We start from the raw sequence: 18,060 nt of genomic DNA, 5'->3' as shown, positions 1-18,060 counted from the left end.
GTCGGTGTACGCGCGATCAGTGGGCCGCCGGATGAGCGGTCCACCACCAGTTCTGGATCTGCGGCGCGAACATGCGAGCACTGTAGCCCAGCGGGACCCCGGCGGGCCACGGAAACGGGGCCCGGTCCGCACCGTGGACGGTGCGAGCCGGGCCCCGAGGCCTTGCCGGTACTACGTGCCGAACTGCCCGATCAGAAGATCAGGTTGTAGATCTGCCAGCCGGGGCCGACGTTGACGCGGGAGGCGAACGGCGCGGTGAGGCTGCCCGTGCCCTTGTACGACCAGAGCGTTCCGGCGGCGTCGCGGCCGATGAGGTCGCCCTTGCCGTCGGCGCTCAGGTCGCTCGGACCCACGATGGTGTTGTACGTCTGCCAGCCCGGGCCGACCTTGGCGCGGGTGGCGAACGGCGTGGTGGAGCTGCCCGTGCCCTTGTACGACCAGAGGACACCGGCGGCGTCGCGGCCGATCAGGTCGGCCTTGCCGTCGCCGGACAGGTCGCCGGTGCTGACGATCGCGTTGTAGGTCTGCCAGCCGCCGCCGACCCGGATCCGGGTCGCGAACGGGGTGGCCGGGGTGCCGGTGCCCTTGTACAGCCACAGGACCCCCGACTTCTCGCGGGCGATCAGGTCGGGCCTGCCGTCGTTGGTCACGTCGCGGACGGCGATGATCCGGTCGTAGACCCCCCAGCCGCCGCCGGTGCGCAGCCGCGCCTTGAACGGGGAGGACGGGTTGCCGCTGCCCTGGTAGTACCAGAGGACACCGGAGGCGTCCCGGGCCACGGCGTCACCGGTGCCGTCGGCACGGAGGGCCGTCATCGGCGTGATGGCGTTGTAGACACCCCAACCGGGCCCGACCCGGTACCGGCTCAGGAACGGCGCGGAGGCGTTGCCGGTGCCCTGGTACTGCCAGAGGACACCGGAGGCGTCCCGGGCGAGGACGTTGTAGCGGTTGGTGGCGCTGACCGGGGCCTTGGTCGCGACCTCCTTGACGTCTGCGGCCTTCACCCATGCCAGGCGGTGGTTGTAGCGGATCGGGATGAAGACGTTGGTCTTGCCGGCGACCCGGGTGCCGTCGACGTTGAACGCGCTGGAGTAGTAGTCGCCCACCACGGCGTCCCCGGCCTTGGTGTACAGCTGGCCGGCCGGGAGGCTGTACCGCGTCAGCGACGCGTTGTTGCTGCTCTGGATCGGGACACCGGTTCCGGCGTACGCGGCGTCCTCGGGGTAGGCGCGGCCGTAGATCGGGATCGAGGCGGCGCCGTCCTTGGCGGTGATCGCCGTCTTCGCAGCCACGGGGGCCGTGTACTGGCCGCCGGGGTTGTAGAACCAGGCCTTCTTGCCGCCGTACCAGATGGCGGTCCAGTCGGTCCGCGACTCGGCGACGACGTGGCTGCTGCCGGCCGTCACCTTGTTCGCCCAGTTGGAACCCCACTGCCAGCCCGCCGTGAAGTACGGGTCGGTCAGCGCCTTGGTCTGGTCGGCCACGGGCTCCGAGTAGAGGTAGCCGAAGTTGACCGGCAGCGCGACGGTGGTCTTGGTGACGTCCTGGTCACCAACCCTCTCCGTGTACTTCATCTGCTGCTGGTTGGCCGAGGTGAACGGCGGGACGATCTTGACGAGCTGCCCGGCCTGGAGGAGGCCGCCCGCGCCACCGGCGCCGGTGGGGGCGCCGAGCAGCTTCATGAAGTGGTTCCAGTCCCAGAACGGGCCCGCGTCCCAATGGTCCTGGATCTTGTCGTCCAGGATGCTCGGCACCTCGTCGTGGCCGATGATGTGCTCGCGGTCCAGCGGGATGGAGAACTTGGCGGCCAGGTACTTCACGAGGGCCGCGGAGGACTCGTACTCCGGCTCCGTATACCAGCCGGCGTCGCCCTTGATGGCGTAGCCCTCGTGCTCGACGCCGATCGAGTGCATGTTCAGCGTCTTGTTGCCCGCGTGGAACGCCTCGTTCTTGGTCTCGACCATCTGGGTCACGCGACCGTCGGCACGCACGATGTAGTGCGCGCTCGCCCACTTGCCCGGGGTCTGGAAGACGTTCACGGCAGCGTCGTGGCTGCCCTCGATGTCATGGATGACGATCTGGCGGATGTCGAAGCCACCGGTGCCGTTCGCGGTGCGGCTCGCGATGTTGTAGTTGCCGTCGTTCTCGGAGTACAAGGCGGGGGTGAAGGTACAGGCCACGGTGGTCGGGCACTCGGCCGTCGGGGTCGCGGTCGTGCTCGCGAAGCCCGCCGCCAGCGGTACGTTCGCCGGCTTGACCGGCTCCACCGACGGGTTCGCCGGCAGGACGACCTGCTCGCCGTCGGCCGTGAGCTCCTGCTCACCCGTCTTGATCGACTCGAAGACGCGCTGGGCGAAGAGGTCGGCGCCCTTGCGGTCCGACTGGCTGTAGCGGGCCACGGCCGGGTACCAGGCGCCCGCGTCGTCGGACAGCTCGGCACCGGCCTGCTTCTGGTACTCGGCGAGAAGTGCCGCACCGGCCCGGATCGAAGCGGCCGAGTCCTTCTGGACGGAGTCCGTCGAGCCGTCGATCAGCTCGGCGGCCTTGTCCAGGGTGTGCAGCTTCGGGTCGTCGGTGTCGACCGTCGTCTCGGGGACGGGCGCGAGCGCCTTCTTCTTGTCGATCTTCTTGTCGATCGACGGGTCGCCGGTGCCGTTCACGAGGTGATGGAGGAGGTCCTCGCTCGCGTCGGCCTCGATGTCCTCCGGGTCGACCTTCGTCAGCCCCATGACGTTGTACGCGCCGGTCGTGCTCGGCTGCCCGTCGTGCGACTCCCACCGTGTCTGGCGGTACGACACCGCCATCAGCACGCTCTGCGGCACGTCGAACTCGCGCGCCGCGTTTGCGAACTGCGACTGGAGGGAAGAGTCCCCAGCGGCCGGCTTCGCGTCCGTCGCGCCGAGGAGGCCCGGCGAGGCGACCGCGAGGGTGCCGATCGTGGCCGTGGCGGCGACCGCGGCCGCCGCTCCGTACATGAGTCGTTTCTTCTTGCGGTCCCTGCGGTGCCTCTGGGTCACGCCCACCCCTGTGAATCGACTGTCTACTTGTTAAACGGGCCAGAGGGTAACACCACCCGAAGGCGTGAAGATCGTCGACCGACATTTCGGGCGCGCGTCTCAGCCATTGGGCAGGGGGACGAGATCGGGCGAAGGACCCCGTAGTGTTGTGCGCGTGACCGTGAACGCTGATACCCACGCCGTCGCCAAGGCGACCTGGCGAGACCTGCCCGCGGCGCAGCAGCCGGAGTACCCCGATGCCGAGGCCCTGCGCGATGTGATCGCGGACCTCGAGTCGTATCCTCCGCTCGTTTTCGCCGGCGAGTGTGACCAGCTGCGTGCCCGGATGGGAGCCGTCGCCCGTGGCGAGGCGTTCCTGCTCCAGGGCGGCGACTGTGCCGAGGCGTTCGACGCCGTGTCCGCCGACCACATCCGGGCCAAGCTCAAGACGCTGCTCCAGATGAGCGCCGTCCTCACCTACGCCGCCTCCGTTCCCGTGGTGAAGGTCGGCCGCATCGCCGGCCAGTACTCGAAGCCCCGCTCCAAGGGGACCGAGACCCGTGACGGCGTGACCCTGCCGACGTACCGCGGCGACTCGGTCAACGGCTTCGGCTTCGACGAGAAGTCCCGCATCCCGGACCCCGAGCGCCTGAAGCGGATGTACAACGCCTCCGCCTCCACGCTCAACCTGGTGCGTGCCTTCACCACCGGTGGCTACGCCGACCTGCGCCAGGTGCACGCCTGGAACCAGGACTTCGTGAAGTCGTCCCCCTCGGGTCAGCGCTACGAGCAGCTGGCGCGGGAGATCGACAACGCGCTGAACTTCATGAAGGCCTGTGGCACCGACCCGGCCGAGTTCAAGGCCGTCGAGTTCTACGCCTCCCACGAGGCGCTGCTGCTCGACTACGAGGGCGCCCTGACCCGTACGGACTCGCGCACCGGCAAGCTGTACGACACCTCCGGCCACATGGTCTGGGTCGGCGAGCGCACCCGCCAGCTCGACCACGCCCACATCGAGTTCGCGGCGCGGATCGCGAACCCGATCGGCATCAAGCTGGGCCCGACCACCTCGGTGGACGAGGCGCTGACGTACATCGACCGGCTCGACCCGGACCGCGAGGCCGGCCGCCTGACCTTCATCGTCCGCATGGGCGCCGACAAGGTCCGCGACAAGCTCCCCGAGCTCGTCGAGAAGGTCACCGCCTCGGGCGCGGTCGTCGCCTGGGTCACCGACCCGATGCACGGCAACACCTTCGAGGCCGCCTCCGGCCACAAGACGCGCCGTTTCGACGACGTGCTCGACGAGGTCAAGGGCTTCTTCGAGGTCCACAAGGCGCTGGGCACCCACCCGGGCGGCATCCACGTCGAGCTCACCGGTGACGACGTCACCGAGTGCGTGGGCGGCGGCGACGAGATCTTCGTCGACGACCTGCACCAGCGCTACGAGACGGCCTGCGACCCGCGCCTCAACCGCAGCCAGTCGCTCGACCTGGCGTTCCTCGTCGCGGAGATGTACCGGGACCAGTGAGCGTGATCAGTACGTAGGTACCTACGACGATGGGGCGCGGATCCATGTGATCCGCGCCCCATCGTCGTATCCAGGGCTTTTGAGGCTCGGGACCGCCGGGTAAGGTTAGGTTAGCCTTATCGATCTCGGCGGGAGGTGAACCGCGTGTACGTCTGCTCATGCTTCGGTGTCACGGAGAAGCAGGTCAAGGACCACGCCGACGCGGGCGCCTGCACGCCCCGCCAGATCGCCTCGGCCTGCAAGGCCGGAACGGACTGCGGTTCCTGCGTCCGCCGCATCCAGGCCATCCTCGGGCGCGGCAACTGCCCGAGGCGCGAGCTCCTGAACCAGGGCATGCCCGCCCTGGCCTCTGACGCGGTCGAGCCCGAGGGGCTCTCCGAGGCCGCCTGAGCCGCCCGTACCTAGCTGGGCTGTTCGATCAGCGTCGAGATGTAGAGCGCCTCGCCCAGGGACTCGATCAGCTCCAGCTGCGTGTCCAGGTAGTCGATGTGGTGCTCCTCGTCGGCGAGGATCTCCTCGAAGAGGTTGGCGGACGTGACGTCCCCCTTGGCGCGCATGACCTCGATCCCGCGCTTGAGGCGGTCGATGGCCTCCACCTCGACCTGGCGGTCCGCCTGGAACATCTCGGTGATCGTCTGGCCGACCCGTACATGGAAGAGACGCTGGTAGTTGGGCAGGCCGTCGAGCATCAGAATGCGCTCGGTCAGCTTGTCCGCGTGCTTCATCTCGTCGATGGACTCTTCACGGGTGTACTTGGCGAGCTTCGTCCACCCCTTGTTGTCCTGGATGCGGTAGTGCAGCCAGTACTGGTTGATGGCCGTCAGTTCGCCGGTCAGCTGCTCGTTGAGGAACTCGAGGACCTCGGGGTCGCCCTGCATCGCAGAGGCTCCTTCCACTTCCACGTTGCGTGTCCGTACCGTCACTGGGCAGGATGGCCGCATCCTCGCACCCCGAATGGGGGGCGTCCAGTAAGTGCAGGCTTAGTGGGAGTTGCCCGAATCTCGGACGGGGGGAGGTTGGCTGGTCATGACCACCCCTCGCCGTCTGTCACCATGGATGACATGGGTCAGCCGGAGAGCGGAGAACGCCGGGAAGGGGAAGCGGGGGAGCCGGATCGTTCGCCGGACCTCCCGCCGGGTCAGCGGCTGCAGCGCGGCTGGCCGGTCACCCACTACGGCCCCGTCCCCAAGTTCAAGCCGGAGCGCTGGGAGTTCCGCGTCTTCGGTGCGACGGCGGACGGTGACAAGCGGTGCTGGAACCACGAGGAGTTCTCGGCCCTGCCGTTCTCCACGGTCGTGTCCGATCTGCATTGCGTGACGAAATTCAGCATGCTCGGGGCCGAATGGGGTGGGGTGCGCGCCCGGACCATCCTCGAACTGGCTCCGCCGGCGCCGCAGGTCACGCACGTGATGGTGTGGGCCGAGTACGGCTACAGCGCCAACATGCGGCTCTCCGACTTCGCCGCGGACCGCACGATCTTCGCCACGCACAAGGGCGGCGAGCTGCTCACCGCCGAGCACGGCTTCCCGCTGCGGCTCGTCGTCCCGCACCTGTACGCCTGGAAGGGGCCCAAGTGGGTCCGGGGCGTGGAGTACATGGCCGCCGACCGCCGCGGCTTCTGGGAGGAGCGCGGCTACCACAACCTCGGTGACCCGTGGACGGAGCAGCGCTACTCGTACCAGGAGGAACCGGGCGACGGCCCGGAGCTGTAGCGCTCCGGACCGTCCTGGGGCGTCTCTCGGTCCGTTCGGTCAGTGGTGGTACTGGTGGACCACCGCGTGGCCCTTGCCGCGGCCGATCATCCACTTGTTCACCGGCGTGGTGATCACGAACGCGGCGGCGAGCGCGATGGCGAGCACGATCCAGAAGAACGGCTCGTCGAGGTGCGCGTCCATGGCGCCCGGCCAGAGGGCGATGATGCCGTTGTCGATGATCTCCATGACCAGGATGGAGAGGGTGTCGGCGGCGAGCGCGACCTTGAAGGCCGTCTTGAAGTCGACGCCGGCGGACAGGATGCCGCGCAGGGTGAGCGCGTAGCCGAAGAAGAACGCCAGGATGATCGCGAGGATCATCGTCTGGACGTTGCCCCAGCCGAGCGCCGTGCCGATGACCATGCCGAGGATCTCGCCGATGGCGCAGCCGGTGAGGCAGTGCAGCGTGGCCTTGGCGGCCATGGCCCAGGAGACCTCGCCGTCCGCGCGGTGGTGACCGTGGTGCTCGTGGTGGCCCTGGTGCTCGGCGTGGTCCTGGTGTGCAGCGTGGCTCTGGTGCTCGCTGTGGTCGTGATGCGTGTGCGCGTCGTGCTGCATGAGTGCCCCCCAAGGTCGGGTAGCGGTTCCTGCCGTTGCAAGAACCGTATACCCCCCTGGGGTATTCCTCAACAGGAAACCCGTGCCCCCGCTCAGCCGCGCAGCTTCTTCAGGAGTTCCACGTCGGCCACGTGTCCCTCCGTGCCGCCCGGGGTCTCGATGATCAGCGGCACCCCGTCCGTCGCCGGGTGGCGCAGCAGCGCGCGGAAGGCGTCCTCGCCAATGTGACCGGCGCCGATGTTGGCGTGGCGGTCCTTGTGGGCGCCCACGACGTCCTTCGAGTCGTTGGCGTGGATCAGCTTTAGCCGGCCCTCGCCGACGGTCGCCACCAGCTCGTCGAGCGTCCGTACCGCGCCGCCCGGCTCCGTCAGGTCGTGGCCCGCCGCGAAGATGTGGCAGGTGTCGAGGCAGATGCCGAGCCTGGGGTGGCGGTCGAGGGCGTCGAAGTACGGGCCGAAGTCCTCCGCGCGCGAGCAGAGCGAGAAGCCCTGGCCGGCCGTCGACTCCAGGAGGAGGTACGGGTCGTCCTCGTGCGTCAGCTCGTCGAGGAGCGGCAGCATCCGCTCCCGCACCTGCGCGAGGGCCACCTCGCGGGGGCGGCCCGCGGTCGCCGAGCCGGTGTGCACCACGACGCCCTTCGCGCCGATCTCGCGGCCCCGGCGCAGCGAGTGCCGCAGCGACTCGACCGACTTCTCCACGGTGGCCTCGGTGTGCGAGCCGAAGTTGATCAGGTACGGGGCGTGGACCCAGGCCGAGATCGACCCGGCCTCGCACTCGGCCCGGAACCGCTCGTCCTGGGCCGGATTGCCGACCGGGGTGGCCCAGCCGCGCGGGTTGGCGACGAAGACCTGCACGGTCTCGGCGCCGAGCACGCGGGCATAGGCGAGGCCGGTCGTGGCGAGGCCACCGGCCACGGGGACGTGACCGCCGACGGGGTTGCGCATGAGTCTCTAGAGTCCCTTGATCGTGATGGTGACGGTGGAGCCCTCGGGGGCGGTGGAGCCGCCCTCCACGGACTGGCTCGCGACCGTGTTGCCGAGGAAGGGGAAGGACTTCTTGACCTCCACCTCGAAGCCCGCGTCCTCCAGCGCCGTACGGGCGTCGTCCGTGGACTCGCCCGTGACGTCCGGGACCTCGACCAGCTTCGGCCCCTTGGAGACGGTGAGGGTGATCGTGTCGCCCTCGGCGGCCCGGCTGCCCTCGGCGAGGGACTGGGCGGCGACCGTGCCGGCGTCCTCCGGGGAGTTGATCCGCTCCGGTGCGACCCGCACGGTGAGGCCGGCCTCCTGGAGCGTGGCCGTGGCGTCGGCGACGGTCTCGCCGGTGGCGTCGGGCACGTCGATCGGCGAGCCCTTGCTGACCACCAGGGCGACGGCCGAGTCGGGGCGGCGCTCGGTGCCGGGCTCGGGGTCGGAGCCGATTACGGCGCCCTGGGCGACGGAGTCGCTGAACTCCCTGGTGATCACCCCGGGGGCCAGGCCCTCCTCCTTGAGGAGGCGCTTGGCCTCGGGGAGCGGCTTGTTCCTGAGGTTGGGCACCTTCACGATCTCGGGGCCGCGGGAGAGCGTCAGGACGACCGTGGCGTTGCCCCGGACGCGTTCGCCGGGGGCGGGGTCGACGGCCATGACCGCGCCGCGCTCGTACACGTCGCTGAAGGCACGTTTCGTCGTGCCGACGTCCAGGCCTGCGTCCTTGATCCGCTGTGTCGCGTTGGCCTCGGTCTGGCCGAGGACGGCCGGTACGCGGGTGAACTGGCCGGAATTGATGTACCAGACACCGGTGCCGAGGCCGAGCGCGAGCAGGACCCCGAGGACGATGAGGAGAGGGCCGCGGGGCGCGCGGAGACCACGCGCAGCGCGCCGGCGGGGGCCCGCCGGGGGAGCCTCCGGGGCGGGCAGCCGGTTCGTGTGCTCCACCTGCTGGACCTGCGGGAGGTCCGCCTCGGCCGGTACGGCGCGGGCGATCACGCTGGTCCGGTCGTCGGCGGTGTCCCGGGCCGCGGAGCGCGCCTGCGGCGGCACGGCGTCCAGCTGCTCGTCGGTGAGGACGGCGCGGGCCTCCCGGAGCAGGGCGAGCAGCGCGACGGCGTCGTACGGGCGGACCTCGGGGGTGCGGGCCGTGGCGGCCGCGACCAGCTCGTCCAGCTCCAGGGCGAGCCCGGGGACGGTGGCGGACGGAGCGGGCACGTCCGTGTGGAGGTGCTGGTAGAGGACCTGCGCGGGGGTGTCGCCCGCGTGGGGCTTGCCGCCGGTCAGCATCTCGTACAGCACGACGCCGCAGGCGTACACGTCGGCGCGGGTGTCGGCCGTGCCGTGCTCGATCTGCTCCGGTGCGAGGTACGAGACCGTGCCGAGGACCGAGCCGGTGGTGGCGGTCGCCGAGCCCACGGCCCGTACGAGACCGAAATCGGCCACCTTCACCCGGCCGTCGTCCCCTATCAGGACGTTCTCCGGCTTCATGTCGCGGTGCACGAATCCGGCCCGGTGCGCGGCGCCCAGCGCGGCGAGGACGGGCTCCAGGATGTCGAGCGCGGCGCGGGGCGCGAGGGCGCCGCGCTCGCGCAGGACGTCACGGAGGGTGCAGCCGGCGACGTACTCCATCGCCAGATAGACGTACGCGCCCTCGGCGCCCTGGTCGAAGACGCCGACCACGTTCGGGTGGTCGAGCCGGGCGACGGACTTCGCCTCGCGGATGAAGCGCTCGACGAAGGCGGCGTCCGTCGCGAGGGCGGGGTGCATCACCTTGAGCGCGAGGACGCGGTCGAGGCGGGTGTCGACGGCCCGGTAGACCGTGGCCATCCCGCCGACGGCGATGCGCGCGTCGACGCGGTAGCGGCCGTCGAGCAGCCGCCCGACGAGGGGGTCCTGAAGGGTCGTGTCCACGGCGTCGAGTCTACGAGCCGTGGACACGGCCCCCGCGCGGCTGCCCCGGTACTGCAGCGCAGCTGTGACGAGCGCCCCAGCAGGCCGTCTAGAACGCGGGGCGCTCCGGGTCCAGGTGCGGGCGGCCCTCCACGGGGGAGGACGCCTCCGCGAAGTGGCGGCGGGGAATGCGGCCCGCCCGGTGCGCGAGCCGGCCCGCCTCCACCGCGTGCCGCATCGCCGAGGCCATGAGCACCGGCTCCTGCGCCCGCGTCACCGCCGAGGCCAGCATCACCGCCGCGCACCCCAGCTCCATCGCGAGTGCCGCGTCCGATGCCGTGCCCGCCCCGGCGTCGAGGATCACCGGCACCCCCGCCCGTTCCGCGATCAGCTGGAAGTTGTGCGGGTTGCGGATGCCGAGCCCCGAGCCGATCGGGGAGCCGAGCGGCATGATCGCCGCGCACCCCACGTCCTCCAGCTTCCGCGCGAGGACCGGGTCGTCGTTCGTGTACGGCAGGACGGTGAAGCCCTCGTCGACCAGCGTCTCGGCCGCGTCGAGGAGCTCCACCCCGTCCGGCAGCAGCGTCCGCTCGTCGGCGACGACCTCCAGCTTGATCCAGTCGGTGCCGAGCGCCTCCCGGGCGAGCCGGGCGGTGAGGACCGCCTCGCCCGCCGTGAAACAGCCCGCCGTGTTGGGCAGGACCCGGATGCCGAGCCGCTCCAGGACGGAGAGGACCGAGCCCTGGACCGTCGGGTCGAGCCGCCGCATCGCGACGGTGGTCAGCTCGGTGCCGCTGGCGATCAGCGAGCGCTCCAGGACGTCGAGGCTCGGCGCGCCGCCGGTGCCCATGATCAGGCGCGAGGAGAACTCCGTACCGCCGAGGACGAACAGGTCGTCGGACATCGCGCTCAGCCTCCCTGCACCGCGGTCAGGACCTCCACCCGGTCGCCCTCGCCGAGCAGCGTCGCCGCCCACTCGCCGCGCGGGACGACCGTCTCGTTGACGGCCGCGGCCACCCCGGTCGGGGCCGTGCTCAGGGTCGAGACGAGGGCGTCGAGGGAGACGGGGCCGGTGAGCTCGCGGGGTTCTCCGTTCACGGACACGTTCATGCGGGAAGCTCCAGACGTACTGGGGAGAAACGGCGGGGGGTGAAGGCACGGGCCTCGTCGGGGAGGACGCCCGTGGTGAGCACCTCCGCCATGACGTCGCCGGTGACGGGGGTGAGCAGCACCCCGTTGCGGTAGTGGCCGGTGGCCAGGTGCAGGCCGGGCAGGATGCTGGGGCCGAGCAGCGGAGCGTTGTCCGGCGACGCGGGGCGCAGTCCGGCCAGCGTCTCGGTGAGCGGCAGCTCGGTGATGCCGGGGACGAGCTCGTGGGCGTCGCGCAGCAGCTCGTACACCCCGCCCGCCGTCACCGTGGTGTCCCAGCCGAGCTCCTCGCTGGTGGCGCCGACGACGAGCTCGCCGTTCTCGCGCGGCACGAGGTAGACGTGGCTGCCGCGGACGACGGCGCGGACGGTACGGGAGAGGAAGGGGGCGTACGGGGCGGGCACGCGCAGCCGCAGGACCTGGCCCTTCACGGGGCGGACCGGCGGCAGCACCTCGTCGGGCACGCCCGCGAGCCGTCCGCTCAGACTGCCCGCGGCGAGAACGACCTGGTCGGCCGTCAGCTCCTCGCCGCCGGCGAGGACGACCCCGCGCGCCCGGTCGCCCGCGACCGTCAGACGCTCCGCGAGGACGCGGTGGAAGACCACCCCGGCCCGCTCGCAGGCGACGAGGAGCGCGGCGGCCAGCCGGCGCGGGTCGACCTGGTGGTCGCCGTCCACGCGCAGCCCGCCGCGCACCCCGGGGGCGAGCATCGGTTCGAGGCGGCGGCACTCGCGCCCGCTGAGCCACTCCGAGGTGAGGCCGCAGCGGGTCTGGAGGGCGTGGAGTTCGCGCAGGTGGGCCCGGTCGTCGGCGTCGAGGGCGACGGCGAGGGTGCCGCAGGCACGGTGGCCGACGTCGTGGCCGGTGGACTCCTCCAGCTCGGCGACGAAGGCGGGATAGCGGGCGGCGGAGGCGAGATTGAGCCCGAGCAGGGTCTCCTCGCCGTAGTGGAGTTCGGTGACGGCGGCGAGCATCCCGGCCGCGACCCGCGCGGCGCCGCCGCCCGGTTCCGGGTCGACCACGGTGGTGCGCAGCCCGCGCTGCGCGGCCCGCCAGGCCGTGACCAGGCCGATGATGCCGCCCCCGACCACGAGGACATCGGAAGAACGCATGGGCGTCCAGCCCCTCCCTTCGCCGGCATGACCCGGATCAGGTTCGTACGGTCGGAGGCCGCCCAGCCTCCCTCTCAGCCCGGTGCGTCCGGGCTCCCGCGAGTGCTTTACGCCCGCCAGACTAGCCGCAGCCCCGGTGCGGTCCCAGGCCCCTCCCTTCCTGACGATCCGTCAGATGCGTAAGGTGGTCGGGTGAGCGAGCAGAAGCAGGCCCAGCAGCAGGTCGTGATCGTCGGAGCCGGGATGGCGGGCGTGCAGACCGCCGTCGCCCTGCGCGAACAGGGCTTCACCGGCCCCGTGACCCTCATCGGGGCCGAGCCCCACCAGCCCTACGACCGGCCCCCGCTCTCCAAGGCGATCCTGCTCGGCAAGGCCGAGGACTCCGCCTTCGACGTCGACTTCGAGGCCCTCGACATCGAACTCCGCCTCGGCCTCGACGTCACCGGGCTCCGCGCCGCCGACCACGAGATCGACACCGAGGCCGGGCCCGTCCCGTACGGCGTCCTGGTCGTCGCCACCGGCGCCCACCCGATCACCCTGCCCGGCGCCGAGGGCGTCCCCGGCGTCCACCTCCTGCGCACCCTCGACGACGCCGTGCGCCTCGGCCCCGTCCTGGAGCGCCGCCACACCGTCGTGGTCGTCGGCGCGGGCTGGATCGGCGCCGAGTTCGCCACCGCCGCGCGCGAGGCGGGCTGCGCCGTCACCGTCGTCGAGGCGGCCGACCGCCCCCTCGCCGGGGCCCTGCCCGCCGAGGTCGCCGCCCCCATGGCCGGCTGGTACGGGGCGAGCGGCGCCGAACTCCTCACCCACGCGCGCGTGGACACCGTCCTGCCCGGCCGGGTCGTCCTCGCCGACGGCCGCGAGCTGCCCGCCGACGCCGTCGTCGTCGGCATCGGCGCCCGCCCCGCCACCGGCTGGCTCGCCGGCTCCGGCATCGCCCTCGACCCGAGCGGCGCCGTCACGGCCGACGAGCGGCTGCGCACCTCCCTGCCCGACGTGTACGCCGTCGGCGACTGCGCCTCCTACCCCTCCGCCCGCTACGGCGAGCGCCTCCTCGTCCACCACTGGGACAACGCGCTCCAGGGCCCGCGCACGGTCGCCGCGACGATCACCGGCGCCGCCACCGGACCGTACGACCCGGTGCCGTACTTCTGGTCCGAGCAGTTCGGCCGGTTCGTCCAGTACGCCGGGCACCACGCGGACGCCGACGAGCTCCTGTGGCGCGGCGACCCGGCGGACGCCACCTGGTCCGTGCTCTGGCTGCGCGCCGGGGTCCCGGTGGCCCTCCTCGCCGTCGGCCGCCCCCGCGACCTGGCCCAGGGCCGCAAGCTCATCGAGGCGGCCACCCCGGTCGACCCGGAGCGCGCCGCCGACCCGTCCGTCCCCCTGAAGGCGGCAGTCCGGTAGGGCCCGGGTACCGACTGTCGGTCCGGGATGGCAGGCTTGTCCCGTGACCGAGATTGACGTAAAGATCGATGCGCTCGTCCCCGCCTGGCTCTACGTGCCCGACATCGCGGAGATGCTCGATGTCGAGGTGACACGCGTGCGGCAGCTGATCAAGGAAGGTCAGCTCCTCGCCGTGCGCCGTGGAGAGAACAACGCCCTGCAGATCCCCGCCGCCTTCATCCAGGGCGACGCGATCGTCAAGGGCCTCGTCGGGCTCCTGACCGTCCTGCGGGACGACGGCTTCACCGACGAAGAGATGCTGGAGTGGCTCTTCACTCCGGACGAGAGCCTGCCGGGCACGCCCGCGCAGGCGCTCAACGAGAATCGCGGCACGGAGGTGAAGCGCCGCGCCCAGGCGCTCGCCCTCTGACGCCCGCACGTACCGAGGACACCACCAGCGGGTGTCGCGGCGACCGGCCCCTCGCGGGCCGGCCGCCGCGGCGCCGGCGACACCGACGGGGGGAACCCACCCATGCCCACGCCTCGTGAGCGGCTTGCCGACGCCCGGCTCTACCTGTGCACCGACGCCCGGAAGCGCCAGGGCGACCTGCCCGCCTTCCTCGACGCCGTGCTCTCCTCCGGCGTCGACATCGTGCAGCTCCGCGACAAGGGCATGGAGGCCGGCGAGGAGCTGGAGCACCTCGCCGTCTTCGCCGAGGCCGCCCGCCGGCACGGCAAGCTCCTCGCGGTGAACGACCGGGCCGACGTCGCCCACGCCATCGGCTCCGACGTGCTCCACCTCGGCCAGGGCGACCTGCCCGTGCCCGCTGCCCGCGCGATCCTCGGCGGCGGTGACGACGTGCTGATCGGCCGCTCCTGCCACGCCGAGTCCGAGGCGGCCGCGGCCGCCGTCGAACCGGGCGTGGACTACTTCTGCACCGGGCCCTGCTGGCCCACCCCCACCAAGCCCGGGCGGTACGCGCCGGGGCTCGACCTCGTGCGGTACGCGGCCGGTCTGGCGCAGAACCGCCCCTGGTTCGCCATCGGCGGCATCGACGAGACCAACCTCGACGAGGTCCTGGACGCGGGCGCCCGCCGGATCGTCGTCGTCCGCGCGATCACCGAGGCAGAGGACCCGGCGGCCGCGACCGCCGCCCTCGCCAAGCGGGTCCGGGAGCGCGCGGGAGCCTGAGCGGATCCCGGGCCGTGGGCCGCGGGGCGCCCAGGACGGCGTCCCGCGAGAATGTCCGAAAAATTGTCCACAACGCGGACGCCGTCTACGCGGGTCCTCGTCCCCCGTCTAACCTGCCCGTATGGCCCTAGGTACCGCTTCCGTCCGATCGGACCGCGCACGCACGGTCCGCGAGATCCTCGCCGCCGGCGACACGTCGTACTCCTTCGAGTTCTACGCGCCGCGGACCGCGAAGGGCGAGCAGGTCCTCTGGAACGCGATGCGCCGCGTCGAGGCGGTCGGCCCCAGCTTCGTCTCCGTGACCTACGGCGCCGGCGGCACCACCCGGGGCGGCACGGTCAAGGCCACCCAGAAGATCGCCTCCGACAGCACGCTGACCCCCGTCGCGCACCTCACCGCGGTCGACCACTCCGTCGCCGAACTGCGCAACATCCTCGGCCAGTACGCCGACGCCGGCATCCGCAACATGCTCGCCGTCCGCGGCGACCCGCCGGGCGACCCGCTGGGCGAGTGGGTCGAGCACCCCGAGGGAGTCCGGTACGCCGCCGACCTCGTCCGGCTCATCAAGGAGTCGGGCGACTTCTGCGTCGGCGTCGCGGCCTTCCCCGAGATGCACCCCCGCTCCACCGACTGGGACACGGACATCCGGCACTTCGTGGACAAGTGCCGGGCCGGCGCCGACTACGCGATCACCCAGATGTTCTTCGACCCGGAGAACTATCTGCGGCTGCGCGACAGCGTGGCGAAGGCGGGCTGCGAGACCCCGATCATCCCCGAGGTCATGCCCGTCGTGAACGTGAAGACCCTCGACCGGCTGCCCCAGCTGAGCAACGCCGCCTTCCCGGCGGATGTGAAAGACCGCATCCTCGCCGTCAAGGACGATCCCGCCGCTGTACGCTCCATTGGCATCGAGTTCGCGACGGAGTTCTGCGCGCGTCTGCTCTCCGAGGGTGTCCCCGGACTGCACTTCATCACGCTGAACAGCTCCACCGCGACGCTCGAGATCTACGAGAATCTCGGACTGCACCAGCAGTCGTGACCGGTCGTACCCGCCCCGACCCGCGGCGGTGACCGTGGAGAGGGGCGGCGGGGCATGGGGTGGACGGTCCTCTACATCGCATTCGGCGTGGTGGCGTTGTGGCTGCTGGGGGAGGTGCTCCTCCAGTACAAAGCGCGGCTGCGATGGCGATTGCTGGCCTTCACCGGCTTCCTCGGCGTGGTCCTGGGCGTCCTGCTGCCCTCGGTGGTGGTGATCATCGCGGGCGCGGTCGCCTTCGCCGTCGGCCAGACCTATGTGACGCTCTCCTTCCGCCGCGGCTTCTCCACCGGCTGGGCGATCGGCGGGAACCCGGGCGCGAGCCGCCGCCGCAAGGCGGGCAGCCAGGAGCAGGCCGGGCCCACGCTGGAGGTCACCGAGGTCTCGTACGACGCCGTCGACGCCTACGCCACGGCGGACGGCCACGGCCACACCTATGACGACTCCGCCCCCGTCACCGCCGCCGAGACGACCGCGGTCTACGAGCCCCAGCCGCTGCCGGACGAGACCGGCCAGTACGGGGTCTACGACGCGGGTCACCAGAGCACCGGCCACCACGGCACCGGCCACCAGGAGACCGGCCACCACGGCACCGGCCACCAGGACGGCGGCCAGGACGCGGGGTACGGCACGGGGTACGCGCCGCAGCAGCCCGCCTACGACCCGTACGCCCCGGCGTACGAGCAGCAGCAGCCGGCCTACGACTACGGTGCGCCCGCCGGGCAGCAGCAGTACGCCGCCTACTCCGACCCGTACATCGGCCCCGGCACGGACGGCCAGCAGTACGGCTCGTACTACGGCGACTCCTACGCCCCCTCGTACACCTACGACACCCCGCCCGGCGGCGTCTGGGTCCCGCAGCAGCGCGACACCGAACAGCCCCCGCAGCAGGCGGCGCCGCAGCCGCAGAGCCCGTACGGCTACGAGCAGTACCCGGACGAGCAGCAGCAGTACCGCTACTGAGCGGGGACGGGCGCGGACGGCCCGCGGGGCCGCTACTGCGAGCCGCGGAAGTCCGCGCCCTCCACGATCAGCCCCGCCACCAGCGCGCCGGACATGCCCGCGTGGGCGAGCCCGCCGCCCGGGTGGGACCAGCCGCCCGCGAACCAGAGCCCCGGCAGCGGGGAGCGGTTCGCGGCCGGGAGCAGCCGGCCGCGCCCGCCGGCGAGCGCGGGCCCCGGAACCTCCGCGGACCCGGTGTCCCGTCGTACGTCCTCCGGGGTGCGGACGTGCCGCCACAGCAGCCGCTCCCGCAGCCCCGGCACCGCCTCGGCGGCCGCCTCGACCATCCGGTCGGCGAAGGCCTCCCAGTCCTGACCGTCGTGCCCGTCCTGACCGTCGTGCGCGTCCTGCCCGTCCCGCTCCGGGGACGTGCGGACGGTCGCCGTGACCGTCACCGACTCGTGCTCCGCGTCGGGCCGCAGCGCCGGGTCGTCCGGCCGCAGCACCGTCACGGTCGGCCGCTCGCCGGCCGCGTGCACGACCGTGCGGTGGACCGCCGCCGGCTCACGGGGCCCGCGCAGGGCCAGACAGACCGTCACCCGGCTCGTCCAGGTCGTCTGGTAGTGCGGCCAGTCGTCGCCGTCGCCCCACTCCACGACGTGCTCGTGGTAGAGCGCGGGCACCGGGGCCCCGGAGACCACGTGGTCCGCCTCGACCGTCTCGCCCCCGGCCAGCCGGACGCCGACCGCCCGGCCGTCCTTCTCCAGGACGTCCTCGACGGGCGTGTCGAAGACGAACTCCACGCGCCGCTTCCGGCACCGCTCGTGGACCGCGTCGGCGAGCGCCCGCAGGCCCCCGCCCACGTACCAACTGCCGAAGGTCTGCTCCATGTACGGCAGGACGGCGGCCGCGGCCGGGGCGGTCGCCGGGTCGAAGCCGTACGACCACGCGTACGCGTCGAGGAGGGCGGCGAGCCGGGGATCGCCCAGCTCCCGCGCCCCGACCTGGGCGAGCGTCGTCGTCGGGCGCCGCAGCAGACCGGCCTTGAGCGCCGGGTACGGCTCCCGGGCCAGCGGCGCCGGATCGGCCGGCTGAGGCTCCTCCAGGAGCGGGCGCCGGGTCCGGTCCCAGGCCTCGCGGGCCCGCACCAGGAAGTCGCCCCAGCGTGCCCCCGCGCCCGCGCCGAGCGCCGCGTCCAGGGCGGCGACCGTGCCGGCCCGGGAGGCGTTCGGCAGGTCGACGCGCGTGCCGTCTGCGAAGACGTGACGGCTCGCCGGATCGACCTGGCTCAGCGCGACGCACTCCTCCAGGGGCTCCTTGCCCGTCTTCACGAACAGGTCGCGGTAGACGGCGGGCAGATGCAGCAGCCCCGGGCCGGTGTCGAAGGCGAAGCCCTCGCGCGCGAAGCGGCCGACCGCCCCGCCGTACGTCGCCGTCCGCTCGTACACCGTCACCCGGTGGCCCGCCACGGCCAGTCGGGCCGCCGTCGCCATGGCGCCGAGTCCCGCGCCGATCACCACAATCCGTGCCATGTCAGCGACCCTATCCG

General features: G+C 72.0%; 18 protein-coding genes and 1 riboswitch. Of the genes, 8 read left to right on the top strand and 10 right to left on the bottom strand.

All coding sequences use genetic code 11. The annotated features are described in order from the left end of the window. Positions 1-16: 16 nt before the first annotated feature. Positions 17-73, bottom strand: coding sequence for a trp operon leader peptide (locus ACFC0G_RS01700; RefSeq protein ID WP_071892416.1), 57 nt, complete (start codon positions 71-73; stop codon positions 17-19). Positions 74-191: 118 nt separating this feature from the next. Next, positions 192-3,017, bottom strand: a complete 2,826-nt coding sequence (locus ACFC0G_RS01695; protein WP_376395476.1) for an N-acetylmuramoyl-L-alanine amidase — start codon at positions 3,015-3,017, stop codon at positions 192-194. 154 nt (positions 3,018-3,171) lie between these two features. Here ACFC0G_RS01695 and ACFC0G_RS01690 point away from each other — a divergent pair, with 154 nt between their 5' ends. Beyond that, positions 3,172-4,524: a class II 3-deoxy-7-phosphoheptulonate synthase gene (locus ACFC0G_RS01690; protein WP_376395473.1), complete on the top strand. Its 1,353-nt coding sequence runs from the start codon at positions 3,172-3,174 to the stop codon at positions 4,522-4,524. A gap of 135 nt (positions 4,525-4,659) precedes the next feature. Beyond that, on the top strand, positions 4,660-4,914 hold the full coding sequence (locus ACFC0G_RS01685; protein WP_376395470.1) for a bacterioferritin-associated ferredoxin: 255 nt from the start codon (positions 4,660-4,662) through the stop codon (positions 4,912-4,914). 11 nt (positions 4,915-4,925) lie between these two features. Here ACFC0G_RS01685 and bfr read toward each other — a convergent pair whose 3' ends face one another. Next, complete coding sequence (gene bfr, locus ACFC0G_RS01680; RefSeq protein WP_043223049.1) at positions 4,926-5,402, bottom strand: bacterioferritin; 477 nt, start codon at positions 5,400-5,402, stop codon at positions 4,926-4,928. A gap of 183 nt (positions 5,403-5,585) precedes the next feature. On the opposite strand from bfr, the gene ACFC0G_RS01675 reads away from it, so the two are divergent. Further along, positions 5,586-6,236, top strand: coding sequence for a sulfite oxidase-like oxidoreductase (locus ACFC0G_RS01675; RefSeq protein ID WP_376395466.1), 651 nt, complete (start codon positions 5,586-5,588; stop codon positions 6,234-6,236). A gap of 39 nt (positions 6,237-6,275) precedes the next feature. Here the strand turns inward: ACFC0G_RS01675 and ACFC0G_RS01670 are convergent, their stop codons facing one another. From ACFC0G_RS01670 to thiO, 6 genes are all read right to left on the bottom strand, one after another. Continuing rightward, the gene (locus ACFC0G_RS01670) at positions 6,276-6,833 is read right to left on the bottom strand and encodes a DUF4396 domain-containing protein (RefSeq protein ID WP_376395463.1); all 558 of its coding nucleotides are present in this window, start codon (positions 6,831-6,833) and stop codon (positions 6,276-6,278) included. 92 nt (positions 6,834-6,925) lie between these two features. Next, positions 6,926-7,777 (bottom strand): deoxyribonuclease IV, encoded by an 852-nt coding sequence (locus ACFC0G_RS01665; protein ID WP_376395460.1) that lies wholly within the window; start codon positions 7,775-7,777, stop codon positions 6,926-6,928. Between the two features lie 6 nt (positions 7,778-7,783). After that, positions 7,784-9,715 (bottom strand): Stk1 family PASTA domain-containing Ser/Thr kinase, encoded by a 1,932-nt coding sequence (gene pknB, locus ACFC0G_RS01660; protein WP_376395457.1) that lies wholly within the window; start codon positions 9,713-9,715, stop codon positions 7,784-7,786. A gap of 88 nt (positions 9,716-9,803) precedes the next feature. Next, entirely contained in the window at positions 9,804-10,598 is a 795-nt protein-coding gene (locus tag ACFC0G_RS01655; protein WP_376395454.1) for a thiazole synthase, read from the bottom strand. A gap of 5 nt (positions 10,599-10,603) precedes the next feature. After that, positions 10,604-10,804: a sulfur carrier protein ThiS gene (gene thiS, locus ACFC0G_RS01650; protein ID WP_376395451.1), complete on the bottom strand. Its 201-nt coding sequence runs from the start codon at positions 10,802-10,804 to the stop codon at positions 10,604-10,606. Further along, a complete protein-coding gene (gene thiO, locus ACFC0G_RS01645; RefSeq protein ID WP_376395447.1) occupies positions 10,801-11,955 on the bottom strand; it encodes a glycine oxidase ThiO in 1,155 nt (384 codons plus the stop codon). The genes thiS and thiO overlap by 4 nt, the downstream gene beginning before the upstream one ends. After that, positions 11,953-12,065: riboswitch (TPP riboswitch) on the bottom strand. It overlaps the preceding gene by 3 nt. 133 nt (positions 12,066-12,198) lie before the next feature. On the opposite strand from thiO, the gene ACFC0G_RS01640 reads away from it, so the two are divergent. The 5 genes from ACFC0G_RS01640 to ACFC0G_RS01620 all read left to right on the top strand — a co-directional run bounded on the left by ACFC0G_RS01640 (position 12,199) and on the right by ACFC0G_RS01620 (position 16,532). Continuing rightward, positions 12,199-13,362, top strand: a complete 1,164-nt coding sequence (locus tag ACFC0G_RS01640; protein WP_376396145.1) for an NAD(P)/FAD-dependent oxidoreductase — start codon at positions 12,199-12,201, stop codon at positions 13,360-13,362. Positions 13,363-13,405: 43 nt separating this feature from the next. Then, complete coding sequence (locus ACFC0G_RS01635; RefSeq protein WP_376395444.1) at positions 13,406-13,771, top strand: Rv2175c family DNA-binding protein; 366 nt, start codon at positions 13,406-13,408, stop codon at positions 13,769-13,771. A 102-nt stretch (positions 13,772-13,873) separates the two neighbouring features. Further along, positions 13,874-14,533 (top strand): thiamine phosphate synthase, encoded by a 660-nt coding sequence (thiE, locus tag ACFC0G_RS01630; RefSeq protein ID WP_376395441.1) that lies wholly within the window; start codon positions 13,874-13,876, stop codon positions 14,531-14,533. Between the two features lie 121 nt (positions 14,534-14,654). Next, the gene (gene metF, locus ACFC0G_RS01625; protein WP_376395438.1) at positions 14,655-15,572 is read left to right on the top strand and encodes a methylenetetrahydrofolate reductase [NAD(P)H]; all 918 of its coding nucleotides are present in this window, start codon (positions 14,655-14,657) and stop codon (positions 15,570-15,572) included. A gap of 54 nt (positions 15,573-15,626) precedes the next feature. Then, complete coding sequence (locus ACFC0G_RS01620; RefSeq protein ID WP_376395435.1) at positions 15,627-16,532, top strand: hypothetical protein; 906 nt, start codon at positions 15,627-15,629, stop codon at positions 16,530-16,532. Between the two features lie 32 nt (positions 16,533-16,564). Here the strand turns inward: ACFC0G_RS01620 and ACFC0G_RS01615 are convergent, their stop codons facing one another. After that, positions 16,565-18,043, bottom strand: a complete 1,479-nt coding sequence (locus ACFC0G_RS01615) for a phytoene desaturase family protein (protein ID WP_376395432.1) — start codon at positions 18,041-18,043, stop codon at positions 16,565-16,567. Positions 18,044-18,060 lie beyond the last annotated feature (17 nt).

Origin of the sequence: Streptomyces sp. NPDC056169 (assembly GCF_042268445.1) — a bacterium.
GTDB lineage: Bacteria > Actinomycetota > Actinomycetes > Streptomycetales > Streptomycetaceae > Streptomyces.
This window is presented reverse-complemented; position numbering and strand designations above follow the sequence as displayed.